Source organism: Nonomuraea sp. NPDC004186, from assembly GCF_053603495.1.
The window spans coordinates 97,998-120,220 of record NZ_JBSGFQ010000014.1 but is presented as its reverse complement, the minus strand read 5'-3'; the positions used below and the strand labels follow the sequence as shown (position 1 = coordinate 120,220).

General features: G+C 72.3%; 15 protein-coding genes. 11 read left to right on the top strand and 4 right to left on the bottom strand.

What is annotated here, in order from left to right; translation table 11 throughout:
• Positions 1-49 precede the first annotated feature (49 nt).
• From ACWEPL_RS14445 to ACWEPL_RS14435, 3 genes are all read left to right on the top strand, one after another.
• Positions 50-880, top strand: a complete 831-nt coding sequence (locus tag ACWEPL_RS14445) for a hypothetical protein (protein ID WP_452436406.1) — start codon at positions 50-52, stop codon at positions 878-880.
• Positions 881-959: 79 nt separating this feature from the next.
• Positions 960-4,115: a S8 family serine peptidase gene (locus ACWEPL_RS14440; protein WP_452436405.1), complete on the top strand. Its 3,156-nt coding sequence runs from the start codon at positions 960-962 to the stop codon at positions 4,113-4,115.
• An 89-nt stretch (positions 4,116-4,204) separates the two neighbouring features.
• Positions 4,205-4,411, top strand: a complete 207-nt coding sequence (locus ACWEPL_RS14435; RefSeq protein ID WP_452436404.1) for a hypothetical protein — start codon at positions 4,205-4,207, stop codon at positions 4,409-4,411.
• Here the strand turns inward: ACWEPL_RS14435 and ACWEPL_RS14430 are convergent.
• Entirely contained in the window at positions 4,380-5,111 is a 732-nt protein-coding gene (locus ACWEPL_RS14430) for a helix-turn-helix transcriptional regulator (protein ID WP_452436403.1), read from the bottom strand. The genes ACWEPL_RS14435 and ACWEPL_RS14430 overlap by 32 nt on opposite strands.
• 27 nt (positions 5,112-5,138) lie before the next feature.
• Entirely contained in the window at positions 5,139-6,128 is a 990-nt protein-coding gene (locus ACWEPL_RS14425) for an alpha/beta hydrolase (RefSeq protein ID WP_452436402.1), read from the bottom strand.
• Between the two features lie 110 nt (positions 6,129-6,238).
• Here ACWEPL_RS14425 and ACWEPL_RS14420 point away from each other — a divergent pair, with 110 nt between their 5' ends.
• Complete coding sequence (locus ACWEPL_RS14420; protein ID WP_350732953.1) at positions 6,239-6,625, top strand: VOC family protein; 387 nt, start codon at positions 6,239-6,241, stop codon at positions 6,623-6,625.
• Between the two features lie 72 nt (positions 6,626-6,697).
• Here the strand turns inward: ACWEPL_RS14420 and ACWEPL_RS14415 are convergent, their stop codons facing one another.
• A complete protein-coding gene (locus tag ACWEPL_RS14415; protein ID WP_452436401.1) occupies positions 6,698-12,175 on the bottom strand; it encodes an ATP-binding protein in 5,478 nt (1,825 codons plus the stop codon).
• 530 nt (positions 12,176-12,705) lie between these two features.
• Between ACWEPL_RS14415 and ACWEPL_RS14410 the strand changes: the two genes are divergently transcribed.
• The 7 genes from ACWEPL_RS14410 (at position 12,706) to rbsD (ending at position 20,851) form a co-directional block, all read left to right on the top strand.
• Entirely contained in the window at positions 12,706-14,802 is a 2,097-nt protein-coding gene (locus ACWEPL_RS14410; protein WP_452436400.1) for a S8 family serine peptidase, read from the top strand.
• Between the two features lie 293 nt (positions 14,803-15,095).
• Positions 15,096-16,112: a LacI family DNA-binding transcriptional regulator gene (locus tag ACWEPL_RS14405; protein WP_363982621.1), complete on the top strand. Its 1,017-nt coding sequence runs from the start codon at positions 15,096-15,098 to the stop codon at positions 16,110-16,112.
• Positions 16,109-17,617, top strand: a complete 1,509-nt coding sequence (locus ACWEPL_RS14400; protein WP_452436399.1) for a sugar ABC transporter ATP-binding protein — start codon at positions 16,109-16,111, stop codon at positions 17,615-17,617. Before ACWEPL_RS14405 ends, ACWEPL_RS14400 begins: the two co-directional genes overlap by 4 nt.
• Positions 17,601-18,569, top strand: coding sequence for an ABC transporter permease (locus ACWEPL_RS14395; RefSeq protein ID WP_363982627.1), 969 nt, complete (start codon positions 17,601-17,603; stop codon positions 18,567-18,569). Before ACWEPL_RS14400 ends, ACWEPL_RS14395 begins: the two co-directional genes overlap by 17 nt.
• Positions 18,570-18,609: 40 nt before the next feature.
• Positions 18,610-19,563: a D-ribose ABC transporter substrate-binding protein gene (locus tag ACWEPL_RS14390; protein WP_452436398.1), complete on the top strand. Its 954-nt coding sequence runs from the start codon at positions 18,610-18,612 to the stop codon at positions 19,561-19,563.
• Positions 19,560-20,465, top strand: coding sequence for a ribokinase (locus ACWEPL_RS14385; RefSeq protein ID WP_452436397.1), 906 nt, complete (start codon positions 19,560-19,562; stop codon positions 20,463-20,465). The genes ACWEPL_RS14390 and ACWEPL_RS14385 overlap by 4 nt, the downstream gene beginning before the upstream one ends.
• The gene (gene rbsD, locus ACWEPL_RS14380; RefSeq protein WP_350732963.1) at positions 20,462-20,851 is read left to right on the top strand and encodes a D-ribose pyranase; all 390 of its coding nucleotides are present in this window, start codon (positions 20,462-20,464) and stop codon (positions 20,849-20,851) included. The genes ACWEPL_RS14385 and rbsD overlap by 4 nt, the downstream gene beginning before the upstream one ends.
• A 16-nt stretch (positions 20,852-20,867) precedes the next feature.
• Here the strand turns inward: rbsD and ACWEPL_RS14375 are convergent, their stop codons facing one another.
• The gene (locus ACWEPL_RS14375; protein WP_452436396.1) at positions 20,868-21,965 is read right to left on the bottom strand and encodes an enolase C-terminal domain-like protein; all 1,098 of its coding nucleotides are present in this window, start codon (positions 21,963-21,965) and stop codon (positions 20,868-20,870) included.
• Positions 21,966-22,223 lie beyond the last annotated feature (258 nt).

Genomic DNA, 22,223 nt, shown 5'->3' with positions numbered 1-22,223 from the left:
CGCGCCGGGAGTTCTGTTTCGCATGTCCGGAAAACGAAGGGAAATCATCATGTTCATTGCCAAGGCGGTCGCCGCCGCCCTGCTCGCGACCTCGTTCGGCGGCCTGGCCACGGCCACGCCGGGGACCGAGGCCGCGTACGAGAACAAGGCCAGGATCGAGTCGATGCGGGCCGCCTGCATGAAGGAGCAGGGGCTCGCGTACCTGCCGGAGAAGGTCATCAAGCGCGACCGGACGAAGGACGAGCGCGCCCGGCTCGCGGGCGACCACGAGGCGATGCGGGCCTACCGCGCCAAGTACGGCTTCGGCGTCTGGTCCAGGCTCGTCTTCCCCGGCGACCCCGCGGTCGACCGGGACATGGGAGAGAGCAGGAACGACAAGCTCCTCATGTCGCTGTCGGCCAAGGACCTCCAGGCCTGGCGGGCGGCGGACGACAAGTGCTTCGCCAAGGCCGTCAAGACCGTGCTGGGCAAGACGGTGACCTCGCAGGACGACTTCCTCGCCGACGTGAACTCGGCGCTCGCCAAGGGGCTGCGCGAGCTCGACGCCGACGCCAAGGTGGCCGCGCTGGGCAAGGAGTTCGGAGGCTGCCTGAAGGTCGCCGAGACCAGGCCGTCGGTGCTGGCCGGCCGGGGACGGGCCACGTTCGCGAAGGAGGCCACCGAGGTCGCCAGAGCCCAGAGCAAGGGCTCGCTGCCGAAGGGGGCCGTCGTGATGCCTCGGCTGACGCCCGAGCAGGCCAAGCCGTACCTGGACAAGGAGGTCACGGCGGCGCTGGCCGACCTGGAGTGCGGCAAGGCCTTCTACCCGGCGTACGCGCCCCGGGCGCGGGCGATCGAGGAGCGGGTGTACCAGGAGTTCGCGCTGGACTTCGCGCTCTGAGCACCGTTGCCCGGCGGACCATGCCGTCCGCCGGGCAACGGCTGGGCATGGATCATCTTTGACCACCGAAAGGTAGGACATGAGCTTAGGCAGTGGGCTGATGGCCGCGGTACTGGCCGGCACGGTCGGTCTGGCGGCCGTTCAGCAGCCTGTTCCCGGTGACAGTGCGAGCGCCGCGCAAGAGGCCGGCAGCGTCACCCTCCTGACCGGCGACCGCGTCGTCGTGACGGGCCGCGGCCACCGGGTGGAGCCCGGACCGGGCCGGCAGGTGAGGTACTTCACGCAGTACCGCGACGGACACCTCCACGTGATCCCTTCCGACGCGATGCCGCTGGTGGCCGCGGGCGTTCTGGACAGGCGCCTGTTTGACGTCACCCAGCTCCTGCGGTGGCGGCTGGGCGACGCGGACAGAGCGGACATCCCGCTCATCACCCAGACGGGCGCGGATCCGGCGTCGCCGCTGAAGGCCGCGCAGCAGACCGCGCGACTCGCCGCGCTCGGGATGACCGCCCTGCGGCTGCCCAAGAAGGGCGCGGGAGAGTCCTGGAAGGACCTGATCGGCCGATCCCGGGCCCAGACCGCGGGCAGGACGAGGATCTGGCTGGACGGGCGCCGCTCGTTCACGCTCGACCAGAGCGTCAAGCAGATCGGCGCCACCGAGGCGTGGAAGCAGGGCATGACCGGAGAGGGCGTCACGGTCGCCGTGCTCGACAGCGGCTACGACCCCGACCACCCGGACCTCAAGAGCGTGGTCACGCAGGCGCGCAGCTTCACCGGCGACTCCGACCCGCGCGACACGTTCGGCCACGGCACGCACGTCGCCTCGATCATCGCGGGCGCCGGGGAGAAGTACCGCGGCGTGGCGCCGGGGGCCAGGCTCGCCGTCGGCAAGGTCGGCGGCGCCGAGGGCATCACCGACTCCGCCCTGCTGGCGGGCATGGAGTGGGCGGCCACCGAGGTCAAAGCGAAGATCGTCAACATGAGCATCGGCGGGGCCGACACCATGGACCTCGACCCGCTGGAACAGGCGATCAACACGCTCTCGGCGCGGACCGGCGCGTTGTTCGTCGTGGCCGCGGGCAACAACGGCGGTCCGGGCACCGTGAGCAGCCCGGGCAGCGCCGACGCGGCCCTGACCGTCGGCGCGGTGGATCGTACGGACCAGCTGGCCGGGTTCTCCAGCCGCGGTCCCCGGCTGGGCGACCACGCGATCAAGCCGGAGATCACCGCCCCCGGTGTCGAGATCACGGCGGCGGCCGTCGGCGGCGGTTACATCGCGCACAACGGCACCTCTATGGCCGCGCCGCACGTGGCGGGGGCCGCCGCGATCCTCGCCCAGCGTCATCCCGGCTGGACCGGTGAACGACTCAAGGCCGCCTTGATCGGCAGCGCCGCCTCCACCCCGGGCGCCACGCCTTTCGACCAGGGCGGCGGACGGGTGGACCTGGTCCGCGCGCTGGCACAGCCGGTCGTCGCCGTACCGGGCACCGCCTGGGCCGCCTTCCCCTGGGACGGCACGGACGGCCGGCAGGCGACCAGGACCCTCACCTACGCCAACTCCGGCGACTCCCCCGTCACCCTGGACCTCGCCGTCACGGGCGACGTGCTGAAACTGTCCACGGACCGGCTGCAGGTGCCGGCGGGAGCGGAGGCGCAGGTCACGCTCACCATCGACGCCGAGGGCAAGAGCACCGGTGAGCACACCGGCGTCGTCACCGCCACCTCGGGCGACACCGTCATCCGCACCCTGGCCGGCGCGTACGTGGAGCCGGAATCGGCCGACGTGACCGTCACCGGCATCACCCGGGACGGCGGCCCCGCCTCGGGCTTCGGCGAGTTCTACAACCTCGTCACCGGCGGTTCCCAACTCATCATGTTCGAGCGCGGAACGGCCAAGGTCCGCCTGCCCAAGGGCCGCTGGAACCTCTACGCGGACGTGTATGAAGCCACCGCCGCCACGACCGCGCACGTCCCGGTCTACGTCGGCAACGACGATCAGAAGGTGGTGCTGGACGCGCGCCAGGCCAAGCAGATCCGGTTCGCGGTGGACGATCCGACCGCCGTGCCGGAGCAGATCCAGGGTCTCACCCTGGCCAACGGGACCTGGTACTTCGGCTGGATAGCCGTCGGAGACCCCGGCCGGAGCTTCTTCGTGCTCCCCGTACGCCAGCCCGAGCTGCGCTACATGACCAGCACCGTCTGGCACAAGAAGGACACCTCGCCCAGCCCTTACCGGTACGACCTGGTCGACTACCGGGTCGGCGGCATTCCGGACGACCCTGCCTACACCGCGCGGACGGCCGACCTGGTGAAGGTGAGCGAGACCTACCGCGCCTCGGGCGTGCCGGGCCGGGGCGTGGCGGCCACCGGACCCCGCATGCCCGGTATGGACTGGGCCTTCACGGTCCCGTCGCCCGCCGTCGATCTCCCCGGCTCCATGACGAACTACCGGACCCCGGGATTCGTCTGGGACAGCGACTTCCGGACCGGCACCGCCACGCTGACCGGCACCAGCGGCCGCCTGGATCGGGGACCGGTACGCGAGGTGTGGAACGCCGCGGTCACCGGACCCGGGTTCGCCGCCGGCGGCGGCGAACGTACCGGAAACGAGCTGAATGTCTCGGCCGCACAGCTGTTCAGCGACGGCGCCCCCGGGCGGAGCGGCGCCGACGCCGCGGCCACCGGCGCGCTCACCCTCGCCCGGAACGGCGAGGTGATCGCGAAAGCCGACGTGACCGGCTGCGCGCCCGCGGAACCGGGCAAATGCCTGCTGTCGGCGCGGCTCCCGGAGGCCGCGGACACCTACACGCTGACCGCGTCGGTACGCAGGCAGGCACCCCACACGGCCCTCACCACGGCGGTGGACACCATCTGGACCTTCCGCTCGGCCGGCACGGCGAAACCGTCGCCCCTGCCCTTGATGGCGCTACGCTACGCACCGGCCGGCCTCGACGACTCCAACCGCGCCCGTCCGGGATCCGTGACCCGGGTCCCCGTCCGGGTCGAGCGGAACCCCGGAGCCGCCAAGGCCGCGGTGCGGTCTCTCACCCTGGAGATGTCCGCCGACGACGGCGCGACCTGGCGCCGGATCCCCGTGCTCCCCGGCGGCACCGGCTGGACGGTGCTGCTCCCCAACCCCCGCACCCCGGGGTACGTCTCGCTCCGCGCCACGGCGACGGACAGCGCGGGTGACCGCGTCACCCAGACGATCAGCCGCGCCTACGCCGTCGGCTGACGAGACCTGGCCGGCCGACCTCGGCCGGCCAAGTCTCCTGTCACATCACGTCGGCCGCTCCACCGCCGGCCGGCCTCGCGGACAACGCCGTGACCCTGATCACCCGGCGACCGGGTCCCGGCCAGGACCGGGAGGTGACGTTCACCGGGCAGATGAGCGGGGGCCATCTGTACGTGATCCCGTCCGACGCCCGGCCGCTGATCGCCAAGGGGGGGGTCCTGCCCATGGCGGACACCGCCGGCACCGGCCTCACCCAGACCGTCATCAGGGCCTGCGCGGTGGGCTCTCCCAGCTGAGGGAGCGCAGCGTGTCGGCCTGACGGACGCGTTCGGCCAGGCTGTGGTCCAGGGACGACACCGTACGGGCCGGGCAGGGCTCGTCCCGCAGCTCGGCGGCGAGGATGCGGTCCAGGCGGAAGCCCCGCCCCGCCCGCCGGCTGCGGCACCATCCGATCAGGTACCACGCGCCCGAGGCGGTGAGCAGCCCGCCCGGCTCGACCTCGCGCTCGCTCTCCCGGCCCGCCGAGTCGGCGTACCGGATCCAGACGACGCGCCGGCGGGCCACCGCCTGCTCGACGACCGGGAGCACGCCGGAGGCGGTCCGGGCGGGCAGCACGTGGATGCGTTCGGTCAGGGCGCGCACCTCCTCCACGGCCGACTCGCCCAGGGCGGCGGCCAGCTTGCGCATGGCGGCCGGCCCCGCGGCCGAGAACGGCGTCGTCTGCTCGGCTCCGGCCAGCGCCGCGGCCACCGCCAGCGCCTCCGCCGCGGTGAGGTTGATCGGCGGCAGGGCGGTGTCGCGGTCGATGAACCAGCCGCCGTGCCGCCCGGCCTCCGCGCGCACCGGCACCCTGGCCTCCATCAGCGCCTGCAGATCACGCTGCACGGTACGCCGCGACACCCCGAACCGGTCGGCCAGCCAGCCCACGGTGCGCGGCCGGGGCGCGGCCGCGCGCAGCTCGTCCACCAGGGCGTAGAGGCGTTCGGTACGGTTCATGGCGTCATCCGGGTCGGGGTTCTCAGGTTAGGGCAGCCGCCGGCGGACGAACTCCTCCTGGGCCGCCAGCTCGCCCCGGGCCAGCGCCGTGGGATGCAGCGTGAACCCGTGCCAGCCCTCTTCCGCCACCACCAGCTCGGCCGTGTTGCCCGCCGCCGCCCAGCGGGCCGCCATGAACAGCGTGTCGTCGAGGACGGGATCGGCCGTTCCCACCGTGAACCGCGCGTGGGGCAGGTCACGCAGGTCCGCGTAGAGGGGGGAGATGTCGGGATCGAGGCGTTCGTCGGGCGAAAGTCCCGGAAACTGCTTGCTCCGGAACCATTCCTGGATCGGCCGGTTGATCAGCCGGTTCCGGTCGCCCGACGCGCGGCTGCTCGGCGTGCCATGGCCCAGGTCATAGCCGCCGAAGGAGAGCTGTGCGGCCAGGAACGCCTCGGCGGGTGTCACGGCGTGCCGGTCACGCAGCCGCAGGAGCGTGGTGACGGCCAGCCGCGCCCCGGCCGACTCGCCGCCGACGAGCAGCCGTTCCGTGCCGAACTCGGCGGCGGCGTTCGCCAGCAGCCAGAGGGCCGCCTGCTCGGCGTCGTCGTTCCCGGCGGGATAGGGGTGCTCCGGGGCGAGCCGGTACTCGACGCTGACCACTGCCACCCCGCAGTTGGCGGCCACGTCGCGCAGGCGCGGATCCTGCCCGTCCGCCGAGCCGATCACCCCGCCACCGCCGTGGAAGTGCAGGAACACGCCCTCCGGCGCGCGCCCGTCCGGCGGCAGGAAGACCCGGAGCGGGAGCCGGCCGCCGTCGGAGGTGGTCACGGTGCGCCAGCTCGCCTCGGGAACCCGCGGCAGGGTGGGGAACCCGCCTCCGCCCGTGCGCTGGAACTCGCGGGCCGCCACGGGGTCGTCCTGGACGTGCAGCGGCACCTGACCGTCGAGCAGCTTCTCCATGCGGTCGTTGACGGCGACGGTCTCGGCCAGCTCGTCGGGGTCCTGACCGATCAGGTGAATGGTGGGTACGTTCATGCGGCCCAGCGTGTCGCGAGGCCGCGACACCGTTGTGTCACGGTTGGCGGGTGATGTCGCTCACATCGTGGTGCCGCGTTTCCGCCGGTCCGACGGGGAACAGGTCGGGCATGGAGGTGCTGAGCAATCGAGTGCTGCTGCGTCCGAAGGATCTCGCCCGGAGCCTCGGCTTCTACCGTGAGACGCTCGGCCTGGCCGTCTATCGCGAGTTCGGCCCCGCCGACCACCCGGGCGTGGTCTTCTTCCTCGGCCAGGGGTTCCTGGAGATCTCCGGGCACTCCGACGACGGGGCCGTTTCTGGGCTGTCGCTGTGGCTGCAGGTACGCGATGTGGCGCAGGAGGAGGGACGGCTCCGGGAGGCGGGGGTCACGGTGGTGCGTGAGGCGCGGCTGGAGCCGTGGGGCCTCATCGAGCTGTGGATCGAGGACCCCGACGGGCACCGCATCGTGCTGGTCGAGGTCCCGTCCGATCATCCGCTGCGCCGTGACACCCGCTGACGGAGCCGGGCGCCGCGACCCCCGCTGACGGGGCCGGGTGCCGTGACACCCGGCGACAGGGCCGGGTGAAGGTCAGGCCATCGCGCGCTCGATGGCCTCGATGATCCGCGGCCGCAGCTCGGCGGCGCTGATGATCGCGTCCACCGAGCCGACCTCGACCGCGCGCTGGATGCTGTGCACCCGGTCGAACTCCGCGGCGACCTCGCCGAGCCTCTCCGCCCGGACGGCGGCCTGCACCTCGGCGAGCTGGGCGTTGAGCGCCGCCCGCTCGGCGCCGCTGGCCGCCGAGACCCGCGTCTGCAACTCGGTCACCCGCGGGTCGGTCGCGGTGCGGTTGTTCACCTCGCCGGAGAACACCACGGCGGCGGCCGGGGCGCCGCCGAGCACCGAGGCGAACGAGCCTTCCAGCGCCAGCACGGTCATGTTCGGGTTGAGCGCCTTGGAGAACACCACGAACGCGCCGCCGTGGTAACGGGAGATCACGCAGAACACGATCGGCCCGTCGAAGTTGACGATCGCCCGGCCGATCTCCGCGCCGTACTCCAGCTGGAGCTTGCGCATCGACTCCGGCGAGCCGTCGAACCCGGACAGGTTGGCCAGCACCACCAGCGGCCGGTTGCCCGACGCGGAGTTGATCGCCCGCGCGGTCTTCTTCGACGACCGCGGGAACAGCGTGCCCGCGGTGTAGGTGTCGGGGCCGTCGGTGGGCGGGAAGCCGCGCCGCGGCACCGAGCGCGACTCGATGCCGATCAGGCAGACCGGCCGGCCGCCGATGTGCACGTCCTGTACGGCGGACGTCTCCGCGTCGGCCATGCCCGCCCAGCGCTCCAGCACCGGGTGGTCCTGGTCGGACACGGCACGCATCACGGTGCGGATGTCGAACGGCTTCTTGCGGTCGGGGTTGTGTTCGGCGGAGAAGATCTGGCCGACGGTGGCAAAGTCGCTGCCGTCGATCATGTGCGGGAACTCGGTGATGTCGCGGTCGGCCGGGTCGATGGTGTGCGCCCGCCGCGGCGCGGTCTCGCCGGGCACGACGTAGGTGTGGTCGTAGTGCGCCATGAGCACGTCGCGGGCGGCCGGCAGGTTGGGCGCCCAGTATTGCGCCTGGCCGTTCGGCCCCATGACGCGGTCGTAACCGCCGATGCCGAAGTTGTCCTCGGCCGACACGCCGCCGGAGAAGTCGAGTGACTGCTTGCCGGTGAGCACCATCGCCGAGTCCGGCGTCATCACCAGGATGCCCTTGGTGTGCATGAGCATCGTGGCCTCGGCGTTCCAGTACGGCTGGGCGCCGACGGTGATCCCGGCGACCACGATGTTGATCTCGCCGCCGTCCTGGGTGAACGTGACGATCCGCTTGAGCGCGGCCGCGACCCAGTCCATGTTCTCGGTGCCCGAGGTCATCGAGATCCGCGCGCCGGCCGACAGCGCGTACCACTCCAGCGGGACCCGCATCCGTTCGGCGAGGTCGAGGGCGGCGATCACCCGCGAGCACTCGGGCTCCGACAGCGCGCCCAGCGCCTTCGTCGGGTCGCCGAGCAGGACCACTCGGGTGACGCCTTCGGGGTGCCGCTCGGTCGGCGTCGTGACGACGCCCGCCACGATCGCCGCGGAGTTCTTGCCCTTGGGCCGGTCGACCGGCACGAGCGCGCCGCCCTCGTCGAGGTCGTGCTCGGCGAAGCTGCCCTCCGGCCCGGCGAGCAGGCCGGTCAGCTCGTACGGGTAGACGTTTCCGCGCCGGGCCGCGCGCAGCACCTTCTGGCGGTAGTCGTCCAGCGGCTGGACCGGCTCCGTCGACGGCTTGCCGACGTCGAGGCTCGCGCCGTGGCCCGGGTCGAGGGTGATCCGCACGGCGACCTCGGCCAGCTCGCCGGCGGCGTTGCGCTGGCGGGCCACGAACTGGACCTCCTCCAGCCCCGCGCCCGCCGTGGTCGGCAGGATGCGCTGGACCAGCATGTTGAGCTCGTCGGTGGACAGCTCGGTCGACGGCCAGACGTACATCATGATCCGGTTGGTGTCGAAGCGCTTGTTCTGGGGGCGCTGCGCCTGGATGTTGCGGATCGCGTCGAGGCCCGCGGTGAGCGCGTCCTCCACGGCGGGCAGCGCGATCAGCCTGCCGTCGGCCTCGCGCAGCGGCGTCAGGTCGCGGACCTGGCCCATCGCGATGAGCCGCTCGTCGGCCGGGTTGCTCCGCGCCACGGCCTTGAACAGGTAGACCTCCTCGTCGGCCGACGGCAGCCGGGTGAGGTCGAACTCACGCAGCCGCTGCAGTTGCAGGCGCTCCGCGATCTGCGGGTGCAGGCCGCGGATCAGCCGGTCCTCGGCGAAGCCCGCGCCGTCGGGGCGGAAGGTGAAGTGGTGATGCATCACGGCGCCGCTGGTGCCGACGACGGTGGTGGTGACCCGGCTGACGCCCGCGGGCCGCGAGTGCTCGGCGAGGAGCTGCCCGATCCGCGCAGCCATGGCGTCGGCGTCCGGCTGGTCCTCCCAGGTGACGTAGAGGTCGGCGACCAACCCCCCATCGGTGGCGCTGCCGGTGGCGAACGTGCCGACGGCGCCGATGGCCGCGGGCAGGGCGGCGATGTCGACCGCCGTGGTGACCACGCGGGTCACGCCGTCCGCGCCGGTGCGCTCGGCGGTGACGAACGGGCAGCCCGCCACCTCGCGCGCGGTGACCTCGGACAGCCCGCGGTTGCCGTAGTAGCGGCGGGTCAGCACCTCCAGCAGCGGCGCGTGGTCCAGCCCGGGCCGGCCGATCCGCTGGCCGATCAGCCGGACCAGCGGCTCGGAGCTGGCCACCATGGCCTGGATCCGCTCGGCGCGGTCCGGCGCGTCGGGGTCGGCGTCCAGGTAGCGCAGGTCGTCACGTACGGCGGCGTAGACCTTGGCGCGGTTGCGGCGCAGCAGCGGCTGGGCGAACCAGCGGAACACCACGCCGCGGGCCAGGTCGGACACCGTGGGGAAGCGCACCTGCGTGGCCTCGACCAGGTGCTCCAGGCCGAGCCCGGCGCGCTCGTTGAGCGACTCGAACGGCGGCGCGCCGGCCAGCCAATGGCGCAGCAGCTCCGACACGATCGCGACGCCGGCGCTCATCTGCTGCTGGGCCAGGAAGATCCGGAAGACCGCCGCCTCCAGCTCAGGCGTGCGGTCGAGGTCGTGGACGCCGTAGTGGGCGAGGACCCTGGTGAGCTTGGCCTGGAAGCTCTGGGTGACGCCGGCGCGCTCGACGTCGAGGCTCTGCAGGTAGCTGTGGAAGAACTCGCGCGGGCTGTGCACGGGGTTGCCCGGCTCGACGTCGAGCGCGCCGCCCGGCTTGTTGCGGCTCAGCTCGGCCAGATCGGCGAACACGGTGAGCAGGTCGAGCTCGCCCTCGATCGGCTGCCTGCCCAGCTCGGCGCGGGCGTCCAGGTACGAGGTCAGCACCTGCTTGCGGTCGTCGGGCCCGCCGTCGAAGCCGAGCAGCAGGCCACGCAGGTCCTGCAGGCCGCGCTCGACCCGGTCGGCCGCGGACACGTCCGACGGCACGGCGGGCAGGTCGATCTCGACGGTGCCCGCGGCCTCCTCGTCGGGGCCTTCGTCGGCGAGGGGCTCCAGGCGCATCAGCGGCGCGCCGGTCTCGACCTGGCTGCCCACCGACACCGGGCACTCACGGACGCGGGCGCGGAACGGCGCGCGCAGCACCGTCTCCATCTTCATGCTCTCCAGCACCAGGATCGGCGCGCCCGCCTCGACCTCGTCGCCGGCCGACAGCGGCGTCGCGACCACCAGCGCCGGCGCGGGCGAGCGGACGACGCCGCCCTCGTCGCGGCTGATCCGGTGCGTCACGCCGTCGACCTCGACCAGGTGGATCGGCCCGTGCGTGGCCGACACCACCCGGAACCGGCGGCCGTTGACCACGATCTGGCCGCTGTGCTCGTCGAACCGCTCCACCTCGACGTCCGCCGGGTGCACGTCGCCGCCGCCGGAGATCCCGACGCGGAAGCGCCGGTGCCCGACGCGGGCCACGCTCACCCGGTAGCCGACGCCACGGAGCTTGAGGTCCAGCGGGCGGCCCGAGTCGTGCTGCACCTGCGGGCGGCCGCCGTGCGCGGTGGACAGCAGCCGCCGGCGGCCGACCTCCTCCTCGTCCTGGTAGGCCTCGATCGCGGCGGCGGCCAGGGCGATCGCGGAGTGGCGGTGGCTGATCAGGCGGCCCTTGGCGCGTACGCGGTCGATCCAGCCCGTGTCGGCGCTCGCGTCGATCACCTCGGGCTGGTCGAGCAGGTCGAGCACGAAGCTCTTGTTGGTGGCGCCGCCCTCGATGATCACCGTGGTGTCGGCCATCGCGCGTCGCAGCCGGCCCAGCGCCTGCTCGCGGTCGCGGCCGTAGGCGATGATCTTCGCGATCATCGAGTCGAAGTCGGCCGGGATGGTGTCGCCCTCGCTGACGCCGGTGTCGACGCGGATGCCGGGCCCGGTGGGCAGGATCAGGCGGGCGATGCGGCCAGGAGCGGGCGCGAAGTCGCGGTCGGGGTCCTCGGCGTTGAGCCGGGCCTCGACGGCGTGGCCGGCCTCGGCCGGCTGGGGGCCCTCGAGCTTCCCGCCGCCGGCCACGTGCAGCTGCAGCCGGACCAGGTCGGTGCCGGTGGTGATCTCGGTGATCGGGTGCTCGACCTGCAGCCGGGTGTTGACCTCGAGGAAGGCGAACAGCTTCTCGCCGGGGTGGTAGAGGAACTCGACGGTGCAGGCGCCGCAGTAGCCGACCGCCACGGCGAGCCGCTCGGCCGACGCCTTCAGCTCGGCCGTCTGCTCGATCCCCAGCACCGGCGAGGCGGACTCCTCGATGATCTTCTGGTTGCGCCGCTGCACCGAGCAGTCCCGCACGCCCAGCGCCCACGCGGTGCCCTGACCGTCGGCGATGACCTGGACCTCGACGTGGCGGGCGCCGGTGACCAGCCGCTCCAGGAAGACCACCCCGGAGCCGAACGCGCGCAGCGCCTCCTGGCTCGTGCGCTCGTAGGCGTCGGTCAGGTCCTCCTTCGAGGCGACCATGCGGATGCCGCGCCCGCCGCCGCCCGCGGTCGCCTTGAGCATCAGCGGGTAGCCGATCTCGTCGCCGGCGCGCAGCGCGTCCTCCAGGGTGGCGACCTCGCCGCGGCTCCACGGCGCGACGGGGACGCCGACCTTCTCGGCGATGAGCTTGGCGCCGATCTTGTCGCCCAGCTTGCGCATCGCCTCCGCGCTCGGCCCGACGAAGGTGACGCCGATCTTCTCGCACAACTCGGCGAACGCCGGGTCCTCGGCGACGAACCCCCAGCCGACCCACGCGGCGTCGGCGCCCGTCTCCACCAGTGCCCGCTCCAGGACGGCGTGGTCGAGGTACGGGCGGGCGGAGGCGGGGCCCAGCGGATAGGCGAGATCCGCTTCGCGGACGAAGGTCGCGTGGCGGTCGGCGTCGGTGTAGAGCGCCACCGTCTCGATCCGGGCCCCGGTCTCCGCGCAGAGGTCCCGGACGGCGTGGATGAGGCGCATCGCTGCCTCTCCACGGTTGACGATGGCGACACGACTGAACACCGGCTGAGCCTCCCCATACTCACGCACAAAGGCGACGCCCGAGTCCGGAGCGCCGCCTGCACCTTTCTACACCCTGCTCGATCGCCGCCCGCTACACCAATGGCCCGCATCGCTCATGGCGAAGCCGCTGCGTTGTGGAAACCCCACAAAAGGTGCCCGGCCCCCTCCCGCCCCGCCGCCGCCCTCCGAAGCCTCCGGAACCGGACGGGCACACGCCTCGGCGAATGAGCCGAAATTTCGTTGCGACAATTATCGAGGCAACCGCCACAGAAGCACCATAAAGCCACCATAAATTCCTTGGGAAAAGCAGGTGGAACGCCTGGCCAATTTTTCTCCAGAGTCCTTTTTTTGGGCATCTGACCTGGCTATACAGTGCGAAGCAAGGATGCGGAACGGTGCTCGCCGCAGACACCGAGGATGCAGCTCCGTATGCGATTTGAGCACCGTGCAGAACATCTGTCCAGGCCCTTGCCGGGCGCTTTTCGAGCACTTACTGTCCAGGTGATCAAATCACCATGAAGGAGGCCTGGTTGCGCCGATTAACGTCCACGGTCGCCGCCGCGGCGACGCCGCTCCCTCTGTTGCTCGTCGTCATCATGGCCTTGGCGGCCACGGCGGTCGCGAGCGTACCGGCTCGCGCCGCGCCGGTGGACGAACGGACCACGGCGGCGGCGCCGCCGTCGATAGAGCCGGGGTTACGCGCGCGGGCCGCCGCCGGCAAGATCAGAGTGAACGTCGTCACCAGAACGCGGGCCGATCTGCCCGACGCCGCGAGCGCCGGCCAGGTGCTGCAGTCGTTGTCCCGGTTCCCCATGGTGACCTTGCGTGTCGACGCCGCGGCGCTGGACCGGCTGGCCGCCCGGCCGGGCGTCGTGAGCGTGTCGGAGGACCGGCCGGTGCCGCCGGTGCTGGCCGAGAGCGTCCCGTTGATCGGCGGCGATCGCACCCGGGCCGCGGGCCTGACCGGCGCGGGCAGCGCGGTGGCCGTCCTGGACACCGGCGTCGCGACCGGCCACCCCTTCCTGGGCGGACGGGTGCTCGACGAGGCCTGCTTCTCCCCCATCGACGCCGACTACGGCGCCACCAGCCTGTGCCCCGACGGCACCGCCCAGCAGGAGGGGCCCGGGGCGGCCGACGCCGAACAGGGGCCCTGCGCGGACCCCGCCCTCGACTGCGATCACGGCACGCACGTGGCCGGCATCGCCGCCGGCGACGGCAAGGGCGTGACCGGAGCACCACCGGCCGGTGTCGCACCCGGAGCCGACCTGGTCGCCATTCAGGTGTTCAGCAAGTTCACGTCGGAGGACTTCTGCGGCGCGGGCGCCGCGCCGTGCGTGCTGAGCTTCACCAGCGCCCAGGTGGCGGGCCTGGAGAAGGCCCTGGAGCTGAAGGAGGCCGGTACGCCGCTGGTGGCCGCCAACCTGAGTCTGGGCGGCGGCCGGTACACCGCGACGTGTGACACCGATCCGCGCAAGCCCGCCATCGACGGCCTCCTGGCGGCCGGGGTGGCGACGGTGGTGGCGGCCGGGAACAACGGGTACGGCGACGCGGTGAGCGCACCGGCCTGCGTGTCCTCCGCCATCACGGTGGGCAGCACCACCGACGACGACACCGTGTCCACTTTCAGCAACCGCGGCCCTCTCCTGGACCTCTTCGCCCCCGGGACCTCGATCATCTCCTCCGTGCCCGGGGACAAGTGGGCGCCGCTGAGCGGCACCTCGATGGCCGCTCCCCACGTGAGCGGCGCGCTGGCCGTGCTCCGCCAGGCCTTCCCCCAGTCGAGCATCGCGGAGCTGGAATCGGCCATGAAGACCACGGGCAAGGCCATCACCTACACCGGCGCCACCACTCCGCGGCTCCGGCTGGACAGTGCCGCCCTCCCCCAGAACCCGACCCCCACGCCCACCCCCACTCCGCCGGACGATCCGAAGGGCGTCTGGCCGCCGTACTTCGTGAACCTGGACGACCACGCCATTCCCGATCGGGGCAGCGTGGACTCTCCGATCGACGTGAGCGGCATTCTCGACAAGGGGCCGGTCCAGCTGCACGTCTGGGTCTCCGTCCAGCACCCCTGGGTGGGTGATCTGAAGCTCGAACTGGTCAGCCCGGACCGGAAGGTGTTCCCGCTGCGGGAGCCGTCCCCGGACGGCAGCGACTCCATCGACGAGACGTACGACGTGGACACCAGTTCCGTGACCACGCCGAACGGCACCTGGAAGCTCCGCGCCACGGACGCCTACTCCCCCGACGCCGGCTTCATCGACGGCTGGTCGATGGACTTCCCCTTCTTCGAGAACTGGGACGACCACAACATCCCGGACAAGGGCGTCGTCACCTCGCCCATCACGGTGACGGGCTGGCTCCCGGGCAACGCGCCCTCGAAGGCGACGGTCTACGCGGAGGTCCACCACACCTGGGTGGGCGATCTGAAGATCGACCTGATCAGCCCGAACGGCAAGGTGTACAAGCTCCGCATACCAAGCCCCCAGGACAACGGCGACGTGATCTGGGAGACCTATCCGGTGGACGGCAGCGCCTCACCGGCGAACGGGACGTGGACGTTACGCGTCGAGGACGTCACCGCGGGCGACACGGGTTACCTGGACGGCTGGTGGATCAAGTTCTGAGCCGCTGATCCACAGGGGCCTGCCTGTGACGGCCGAGCGGGAAGCCCGGCTGTCACAGGCGGGCCGAGCGCGGATGACCGGCTCATCGCCGGTTCACCGTGACGCCGGTTTCGAGGTCGTGGGCGCCGTCCGGAGACCGCGGTGGCGGGGCCACCTCGACGCCGTTCACCCACACCATGGCGTCGCGAAGAGCACGGGCACCTTCGAGAATGTGACCTGAATCACACAGCCTACCGATTCACAATCATGTAACCGATTACATACGCTCGTGTAACCGATTACATGGAGGTCAGGTGGCTCGAATCAAAGATGTCGCCGCGCAGGCGGGCGTCTCCGTCGCGACGGTCTCCCGGGTGCTCAACGACAACCCCTCCGTCACCGAGGAGACGCGCAACCGGGTCCACGACGCGATGGCCGCGCTCAACTACCGGCCCAACGCCGTCGCCCGGTCGCTGCGCACCGAAGCCACCAGGACGCTCGGGCTGATCATCGGCGACATCCTCAACCCGTTCTTCGCCGAGCTGGCGCGGGCCGTGGAGGACGAGGCCCGCGCGGCCGGCTACACCGTGATCATCGGCAACGCCGACGAGCGCGCCGACCAGCAGGACCACTACGTGCGCACCCTGCTCGAACGGCGGGTCGACGGGCTGCTGATCTGCCCAACCGCCGAGGTGACGCCCCTGGTGGAGGAGGTCAGCCGCGGAGAGCGCCCGCTGGTCTTCCTCGACCGGACGCTCAGCGGCATCGAGGTGCCGTCGGTACGGGCCGACGGCAGCACCGCCATCGCCGAGCTGGTCGCCCACCTGCGCGCCCTCGGGCACCGGCGGATCGCGTTCGTGTCCGGGCCGAGCACCCTGTCCACCGGCCGCGAGCGGACCGAGGCCTTCCTGCGGGCGGCGGCCGAGCACGGCCTGGAGATCCCCCAGGAGTACGTGCGCGTCGGCGACTTCCGCGCCGGCAGCGGCCAGCGGATCACCTCCGAACTGCTCGACCTGCCCGAGCCGCCGCGGGCGATCTTCCTGGGCGACAACCTCATGGCACTCGGCGCGCTCGACGCGATCAGCGAGCGCGGCCTGGAGATCCCCCGCGACGTCGCGCTGGCCTCGTTCGACGACGTGCCGTGGTTCAACCACGTCCATCCCCGCATCACCGCGATCAGCCAGCCCACCGCCGAGCTGGGCCGGCGCGCGGTCCGGGTGATCCTCGACGTGCTGAGCGGCCGGGCCGCCGAGTCGGTGGTGCTGCCCGCCAGGCTCGTGGCGCGCGAGTCCTGCGGAGAGACCGGCACGAGGAAGGAGGGCGGCTCGTGAGCCAGGCACGGGAGATCCTGCGCGTCGAGGGGCTCGGCAAGAGATTCCCCGGCGTGGTGGCGCTCGACGGCGTCGACTTCGAGCTGCGCGCAGGCGAGGTACACGTCCTGCTCGGCGAGAACGGCGCCGGCAAGAGCACGCTCATCAAGATGCTGTCCGGCGCCTACCAGCCCGACAGCGGCCGCATCCTCGTCGACGGCGAACCGGTCGACATCCGCAACGCCTCCGACGCCCAGCGGCTCGGCATCGCCACGATCTACCAGGAGTTCAACCTGGTCCCGCAGCTGACCGTGGGCGAGAACCTCGCCCTGGGCCGGCCGCCCCGCCGCTTCGGGTTCGTCGACACGCGGCGCATGCACGAGCAGGCCCGCGGCATGCTCGACCTGGTCGGCGTCGGCGTCGACCCGCGTACCCGCGTCGCCGACCTGGGCATCGCGCAGATGCAGATGGTCGAGATCGCCAAGGCGCTCGCGCTGAACGCCCGCGTCCTCATCATGGACGAGCCCACCGCCGTGCTCACCACCACCGAGGTGCGGCGCCTGTTCGACCTGGTCGGGCAGCTGCGCGAGCGGGGCGTCGCGATCGTGTTCATCACCCACCACCTGGAGGAGATCGCCCAGATCGGCGACCGGGTGACCGTGCTGCGCGACGGCCGCTCGGTGGCCCAGGTGCCGGCCGGCACGCCCGAGGAGGAGCTGATCCGCCTCATGGTGGGCCGGCCCATCGACCAGCAGTACCCGCGCGAGGCGAGTGCGGCCGGCGAGCCGCTGCTGCAGGTGCGCGACCTGAGCCGGGCCGGCGCGTTCTCCGGCGTGTCCTTCGAGGTGCGGGCCGGCGAGGTCGTCGGCCTGGCCGGGCTGGTCGGCGCGGGCCGCACGGAGGTGGCCCGGGCGGTGTTCGGCGCCGACGCCCCCGACTCGGGCGAGGTGCTGGTACGCGGCCGGCGGCTGCCCGGCGGCGACGTGCGCGCCGCCATGGAGGCCGGGCTCGGCCTGGTCCCCGAGGACCGCAAGGGCCAGGGACTCGTCCTGGGCGCCGACATCGCCGAGAACCTGGGCCTGGTCACCCTGCGCGGCGCCAGCCACGGCGGATTCGTCGACCGGGCCGGGCAGCGCCAGGCCGCCGCGCGGGTGGCCGACCAGCTCGGCGTGCGGATGAGCCACCTCGGCCAGGAGGTGCGCACCCTGTCGGGCGGGAACCAGCAGAAGATCGTGATCGGCAAGTGGCTGCTCGCCGACGCCAACGTGCTCATTCTCGACGAGCCGACGCGCGGCATCGACGTCGGCGCCAAGGTCGAGATCTACCAGTTGATCAATTCGCTCACCGCCTCCGGCCACGCGGTCCTCATGATCTCCAGCGATCTGCCCGAGATCCTCGGGATGAGCGACCGCATCCTCGTCATGGCCAGAGGCAGGCTCGTCGGCGAGCTGGAGGCCGCCGACGCGAACCAGGACTCCGTGATGGCGCTGGCCGTCACCGAGGTGGAGGATGCTCGTGTCCACTAACGTGCTGGCCGTACGGCCGACGGCCAGGAACCTGCTGGCCGAGAACGGCTCGGTCGCGGCGCTCGTCGTGCTCGTCGTGGCCCTGTCGTTGCTGTCCGGCGACTTCCTGACCGTGACGAACCTGCTGAACGTGGGCGTCCAGGCGGCGGTCACCGCGATCCTCGCCTTCGGCTCGACGTTCGTCATCATCACCAGCGGGATCGACCTGTCCGTCGGCGCCGTGGCCGCCCTGTCGGCGATCGTGCTGGCCTGGACGGCCGCCGACAGCGGGCTGCCCTGGCCGCTGGCCACGCTCGTCGCGCTCGCCGTCGGCATCGGATGCGGGCTGGTCAACGCCGCGCTCATCGCGTACGGCAAGCTGCCGCCGTTCATCGCCACACTCGCCATGCTGGGCGTGGCGCGCGGCCTGGCCCTGGTGGTCTCCCAGGGCAGCCCCATCGAGATGCCGGAGGCGGTCTCCCACCTCGGCGACACCGTCGGGGGCTACCTGCCGGTGCCCGTGCTGGTGATGGCGCTCATGGGCGTGATCGCCGCCGTCGTGCTCAACCGCACGTACGCGGGCCGGGCGATGTACGCCATCGGCGGCAACGAGGAGGCAGCCCGGCTGTCCGGCATCGCCGTCAGCCGGCAGAAGCTCGTCACCTATGCCCTGTCCGGCGCGTTCGCCGCGGTGGCCGGCATCGTCCTGGCCAGCCGGCTCGCCTCGGCGCAGCCGCAGGCCGCCTCCGGCTACGAGCTGGACGCGATCGCCGCCGTGGTCATCGGCGGGGCGAGCCTGTCGGGCGGCAAGGGCAGGGCGCTCGGCACGCTGGTCGGCGCGCTCATCCTGGCCGTCCTGCGCAACGGGCTGAACCTGCTGTCGGTGTCGGCCTTCTGGCAGCAGGTCGTCATCGGCGTCGTGATCGCCCTGGCCGTCCTGCTCGACACCCTGCGCCGCCGAAGCGGCCGCTGACATCACCGCAAACCCAGTAAGAAAAAGTGAGGTACCACCCATGCGCATCCACGCCCTCGTAGCGGCGGGCGCCGCCCTGACCCTCGGTCTGACCGCCTGCGGCTCGTCCGGCACGTCCTCCGCCGGCTCGGCGGGAGCCGCCTCCGGCGGCGACGTCAAGATCGGCATGTCGATCTCCACCCTGAACAACCCCTACTTCGTGCAGCTGCGCGCCGGCGCCGAGGCCGAGGCCAAGAAGCTGGGCGTCACGCTGACCGTCACCGACGCGCAGAACGACGCCTCCCAGCAGGTCAACCAGGTGCAGAACTTCACCAGCCAGAGCATGAAGGCGATCATCATCAACCCGGTCGACTCCGACGCCGCCGCGCCGGCGGTCAAGATAGCGGAACGTTCCAACGTTCCGGTGATCGCCGTGGACCGTGGCGTCAACGGGGGCAAGGTCGCCCAGACCGTCGCCTCCGACAACGTGGCCGGCGGCAAGCTGGCCGCGGAGCGGCTCGCCAAGGAGATCGGCGAGAGGGGCGAGGTCGTCGTCCTCCAGGGCGTGCCCGGCACCTCCGCCTCGCGCGACCGCGGCCAGGGCTTCGCCGAGGGCATCAAGGCGTTCCCCGGCATCAAGGTCGTCGCCCAGCAGCCGGCCGACTTCGACCGCGCCAAGGGCCTGGACGTCATGACGAACCTGCTGCAGTCGCACTCCGGCGTCACCGGCGTGTTCGCGGAGAACGACGAGATGGCGCTCGGCGCGATCAAGGCGCTCGGCGCCAAGGCCGGCAAGGACGTCAAGGTGGTCGGCTTCGACGGCACCCCCGACGGGCTGAAGGCCATCGAGGCCGGCACGCTGGCGGCCAGCATCGCCCAGCAGCCGGCCCTGCTCGGCCAGCAGTCCGTCCAGAACGCGGTCAAGGCCGTCAAGAGCGAGCAGCTGGAGGCCACCGCCAACGTGCCGGTGAAGGTCGCCGCCAAGGACAACCTGTCCGAGTTCACCGGCGCATGAGCTCCTTGGGCGAACACGACGTCGTGGTCGTAGGGTCGGCCAACGCCGACCTGGTCGTCCAGGTCGACCGGCATCCCGCGCCCGGCGAGACCGTGCTCGGCTCGGAGCTGGCCGTCCATCCCGGAGGCAAGGGCGCCAACCAGGCCGTGGCCGCCGCCCGGCTCGGCGCTCGGGTGGCGCTGCTCGGCCGGGTCGGCGCCGACGGGCACGGGCGGCTGCTGCGCGAGTCGCTGGAACGCGACGGCGTGGACCTCGGCCACCTGCACGACACGGCGGCCGCCAGCGGCATCGCCATGATCGCCGTCGGGCCGCAGGGTGACAACAGCATCATCGTCGCCCCCGGCGCCAACGCCCGGCTCACCGAGGGTGACGTGCTGGACGCTGCGCCGCTGCTGCGCTCGGCCCCGGTCGTGTCCCTGCAGCTGGAGATCCCGCTGCCGGCGGTGCTCGCCGCGGCCCGGCTGGCCCGGCGCGCGGTGCTCAACCTGTCGCCGGCCGTCCCGGTGCCGGACGAGCTGCTGGCGCTGTGCGATCCGCTGGTCGTCAACGAGCACGAGGCGGCCCTGCTGCTCGGCGCGCCCGGCGCGCCGGACCGGCAGGCCAGGGAGCTGCTGGCGCGCGGCCCCCGCTCGGTCGTCATCACGCTGGGCGCCGACGGGGCCGTGGTGGCCGACATGGTGGCCGAGGACGGCGCCGTGCACGCGGTGCCCAGTCCCCGCGTGGAGGCCGTGGACACCACCGGGGCCGGTGACGCGTTCACCGGGGCGCTGGCCTGGCGGCTGGCCGCGGGCGAGCCGCTGGCGCGGGCCGCGGCGTTCGCCGCCAGGGTGGGGGCCGCGGCTGTGCGCAAAGCGGGGGCGCAGGATTCGTACCCGACGATGGCGGAGGTGGAGGACCTGTGAAGCGCGGCGGCGTCATCAACGCGGCCCTGGCGGGTGCCCTGGCGCGGCTCGGGCACACCGACGAGCTGCTCATCTGCGACAGCGGCATGCCGCTGCCGGCGGGGGCGGAGGTGGTGGACCTGGCGTTCGTGGCGGGCATCCCGTCGTTCGCCGACGTGCTCGACGGCATCCTCGCCGAGATCGTCGTCGAGGGCGCCACGGCGGCCGAGGAGGTCCGGGCGGCCAATCCCGCCTGCGCCGCGCTGCTCGGCGAGCGGCTGCCGGGGCTGGCGTACGTGCCGCACGAACGGCTCAAGCAGCTCTCCGCCGCCAGCAGGCTGGTGGTGCGCACCGGGGAGGCGCACCCGTACGCCAACGTCATCCTGCGCTGCGGCGTGGCCTTCTGAGCGGCCCCGCCCGCCCTCAGGCGACGCGGTAAGCCTGGGCGGTGCCGGTGCGCAGGGTCAGGCCGTGACCGGGGGTGCCGGTGTGCGGGCGGGCCAGGCCGCCGGTGGGGTCCGCGGCGCCGTCGAACAGGGTGGACTCGATGCGCTGGTGGTCGTGGAACCACTCGATGTGGCGCAGGTTGACGGTGGCGGCCGCGGCCGGGAGGTGCAGGTTGGGCGCGCAGTGGGCGGAGACCTGCAGGTGGTGCCCGGCGGCGATGGCGGTGGCGGCGAACCAGCCGGTGTAGCCGCCGCAGCGGGTGGCGTCGACCTGGAGGCAGTCGACGGCCCGGGCCTGGCACATGCGGTTGAAGTAGGGCGGGTCGCAGCCGTACTCCCCGGCGGTCACGTCGGCGGCGCAGTGCTCACGGACCAGCCGCAGCCCGGCCAGGTCGTCGGAGGAGACCGGCTCCTCGAACCAGGTCACCTCGTGCTCGCGCATCCGCTCGGCCACGCGGACGGCCTGCTTGGCGCCGTAGCCGCCGTTGGCGTCGACGTACAGCTCGGCCCGCTCGCCGATGACGCGGCGGGCCAGCGCCACGCGGTGCAGGTCGCGCTCGGGGCACGTCCCGGACGACTCGCCGATCTTGATCTTCACCCGGCCGATGCCCTGGTCGTGCACCCAGCCGGCGAGCTGGGCCGTGGTGGCGGCGTCGTCATACGTCGTGAAGCCGCCCGAGCCGTACAGCGGTACCTCCTCGCGCGCCGCGCCGAACAGGCGCGCGAGCGGGACGCCGAGCAGCCGCGCCTTCAGATCCCACAGCGCGACGTCCACCGCGGAGAGCGCGTATCCGGCGACGCCGGGCCGGCCGGCGTTGCGTACCTGCCGGTTCATGGCGGCCGACAGGGCGGGGATGCCGAGCGCGTCGGACCCGATGATCGTCTCGGTCAGCAGCTCCGTGACGAGGGACGCCGTGGCGGCGGGGGCGTAGGTCCACCCCGTGCCGGTCGTGTCGCCGGCCGTCACCGTGACGACCACCAGCGTGGTCGCCCGCCAGGCCAGGGTGCCGTCGCCTTCGGGCTGATCGGCCGGTATCCGGTACGCGCTCGCCGCGACCTGCTCGATGGTGCTCACCCCGTCCAGCCCTACCCCGCACGTCCCCGCCAAACGCGCGCCGCGAATTTCCCGGCCCATTGCTGAATAGTTCAGCGGGGCGTAAACAATTCGCCCGGTAATTACCGGCAGCGCTCCATCGGACCGGCGCCCGAGTTTATTGCCACGACACAACGGACAGCCATCTCTCATGTTCTGGGGGAAACGACGCGAACGGCCGTCGCGGCCATGATGTTCGCCCGAGCCGCGAATCTGTGGCGACGGCATGATTGTGCCTCT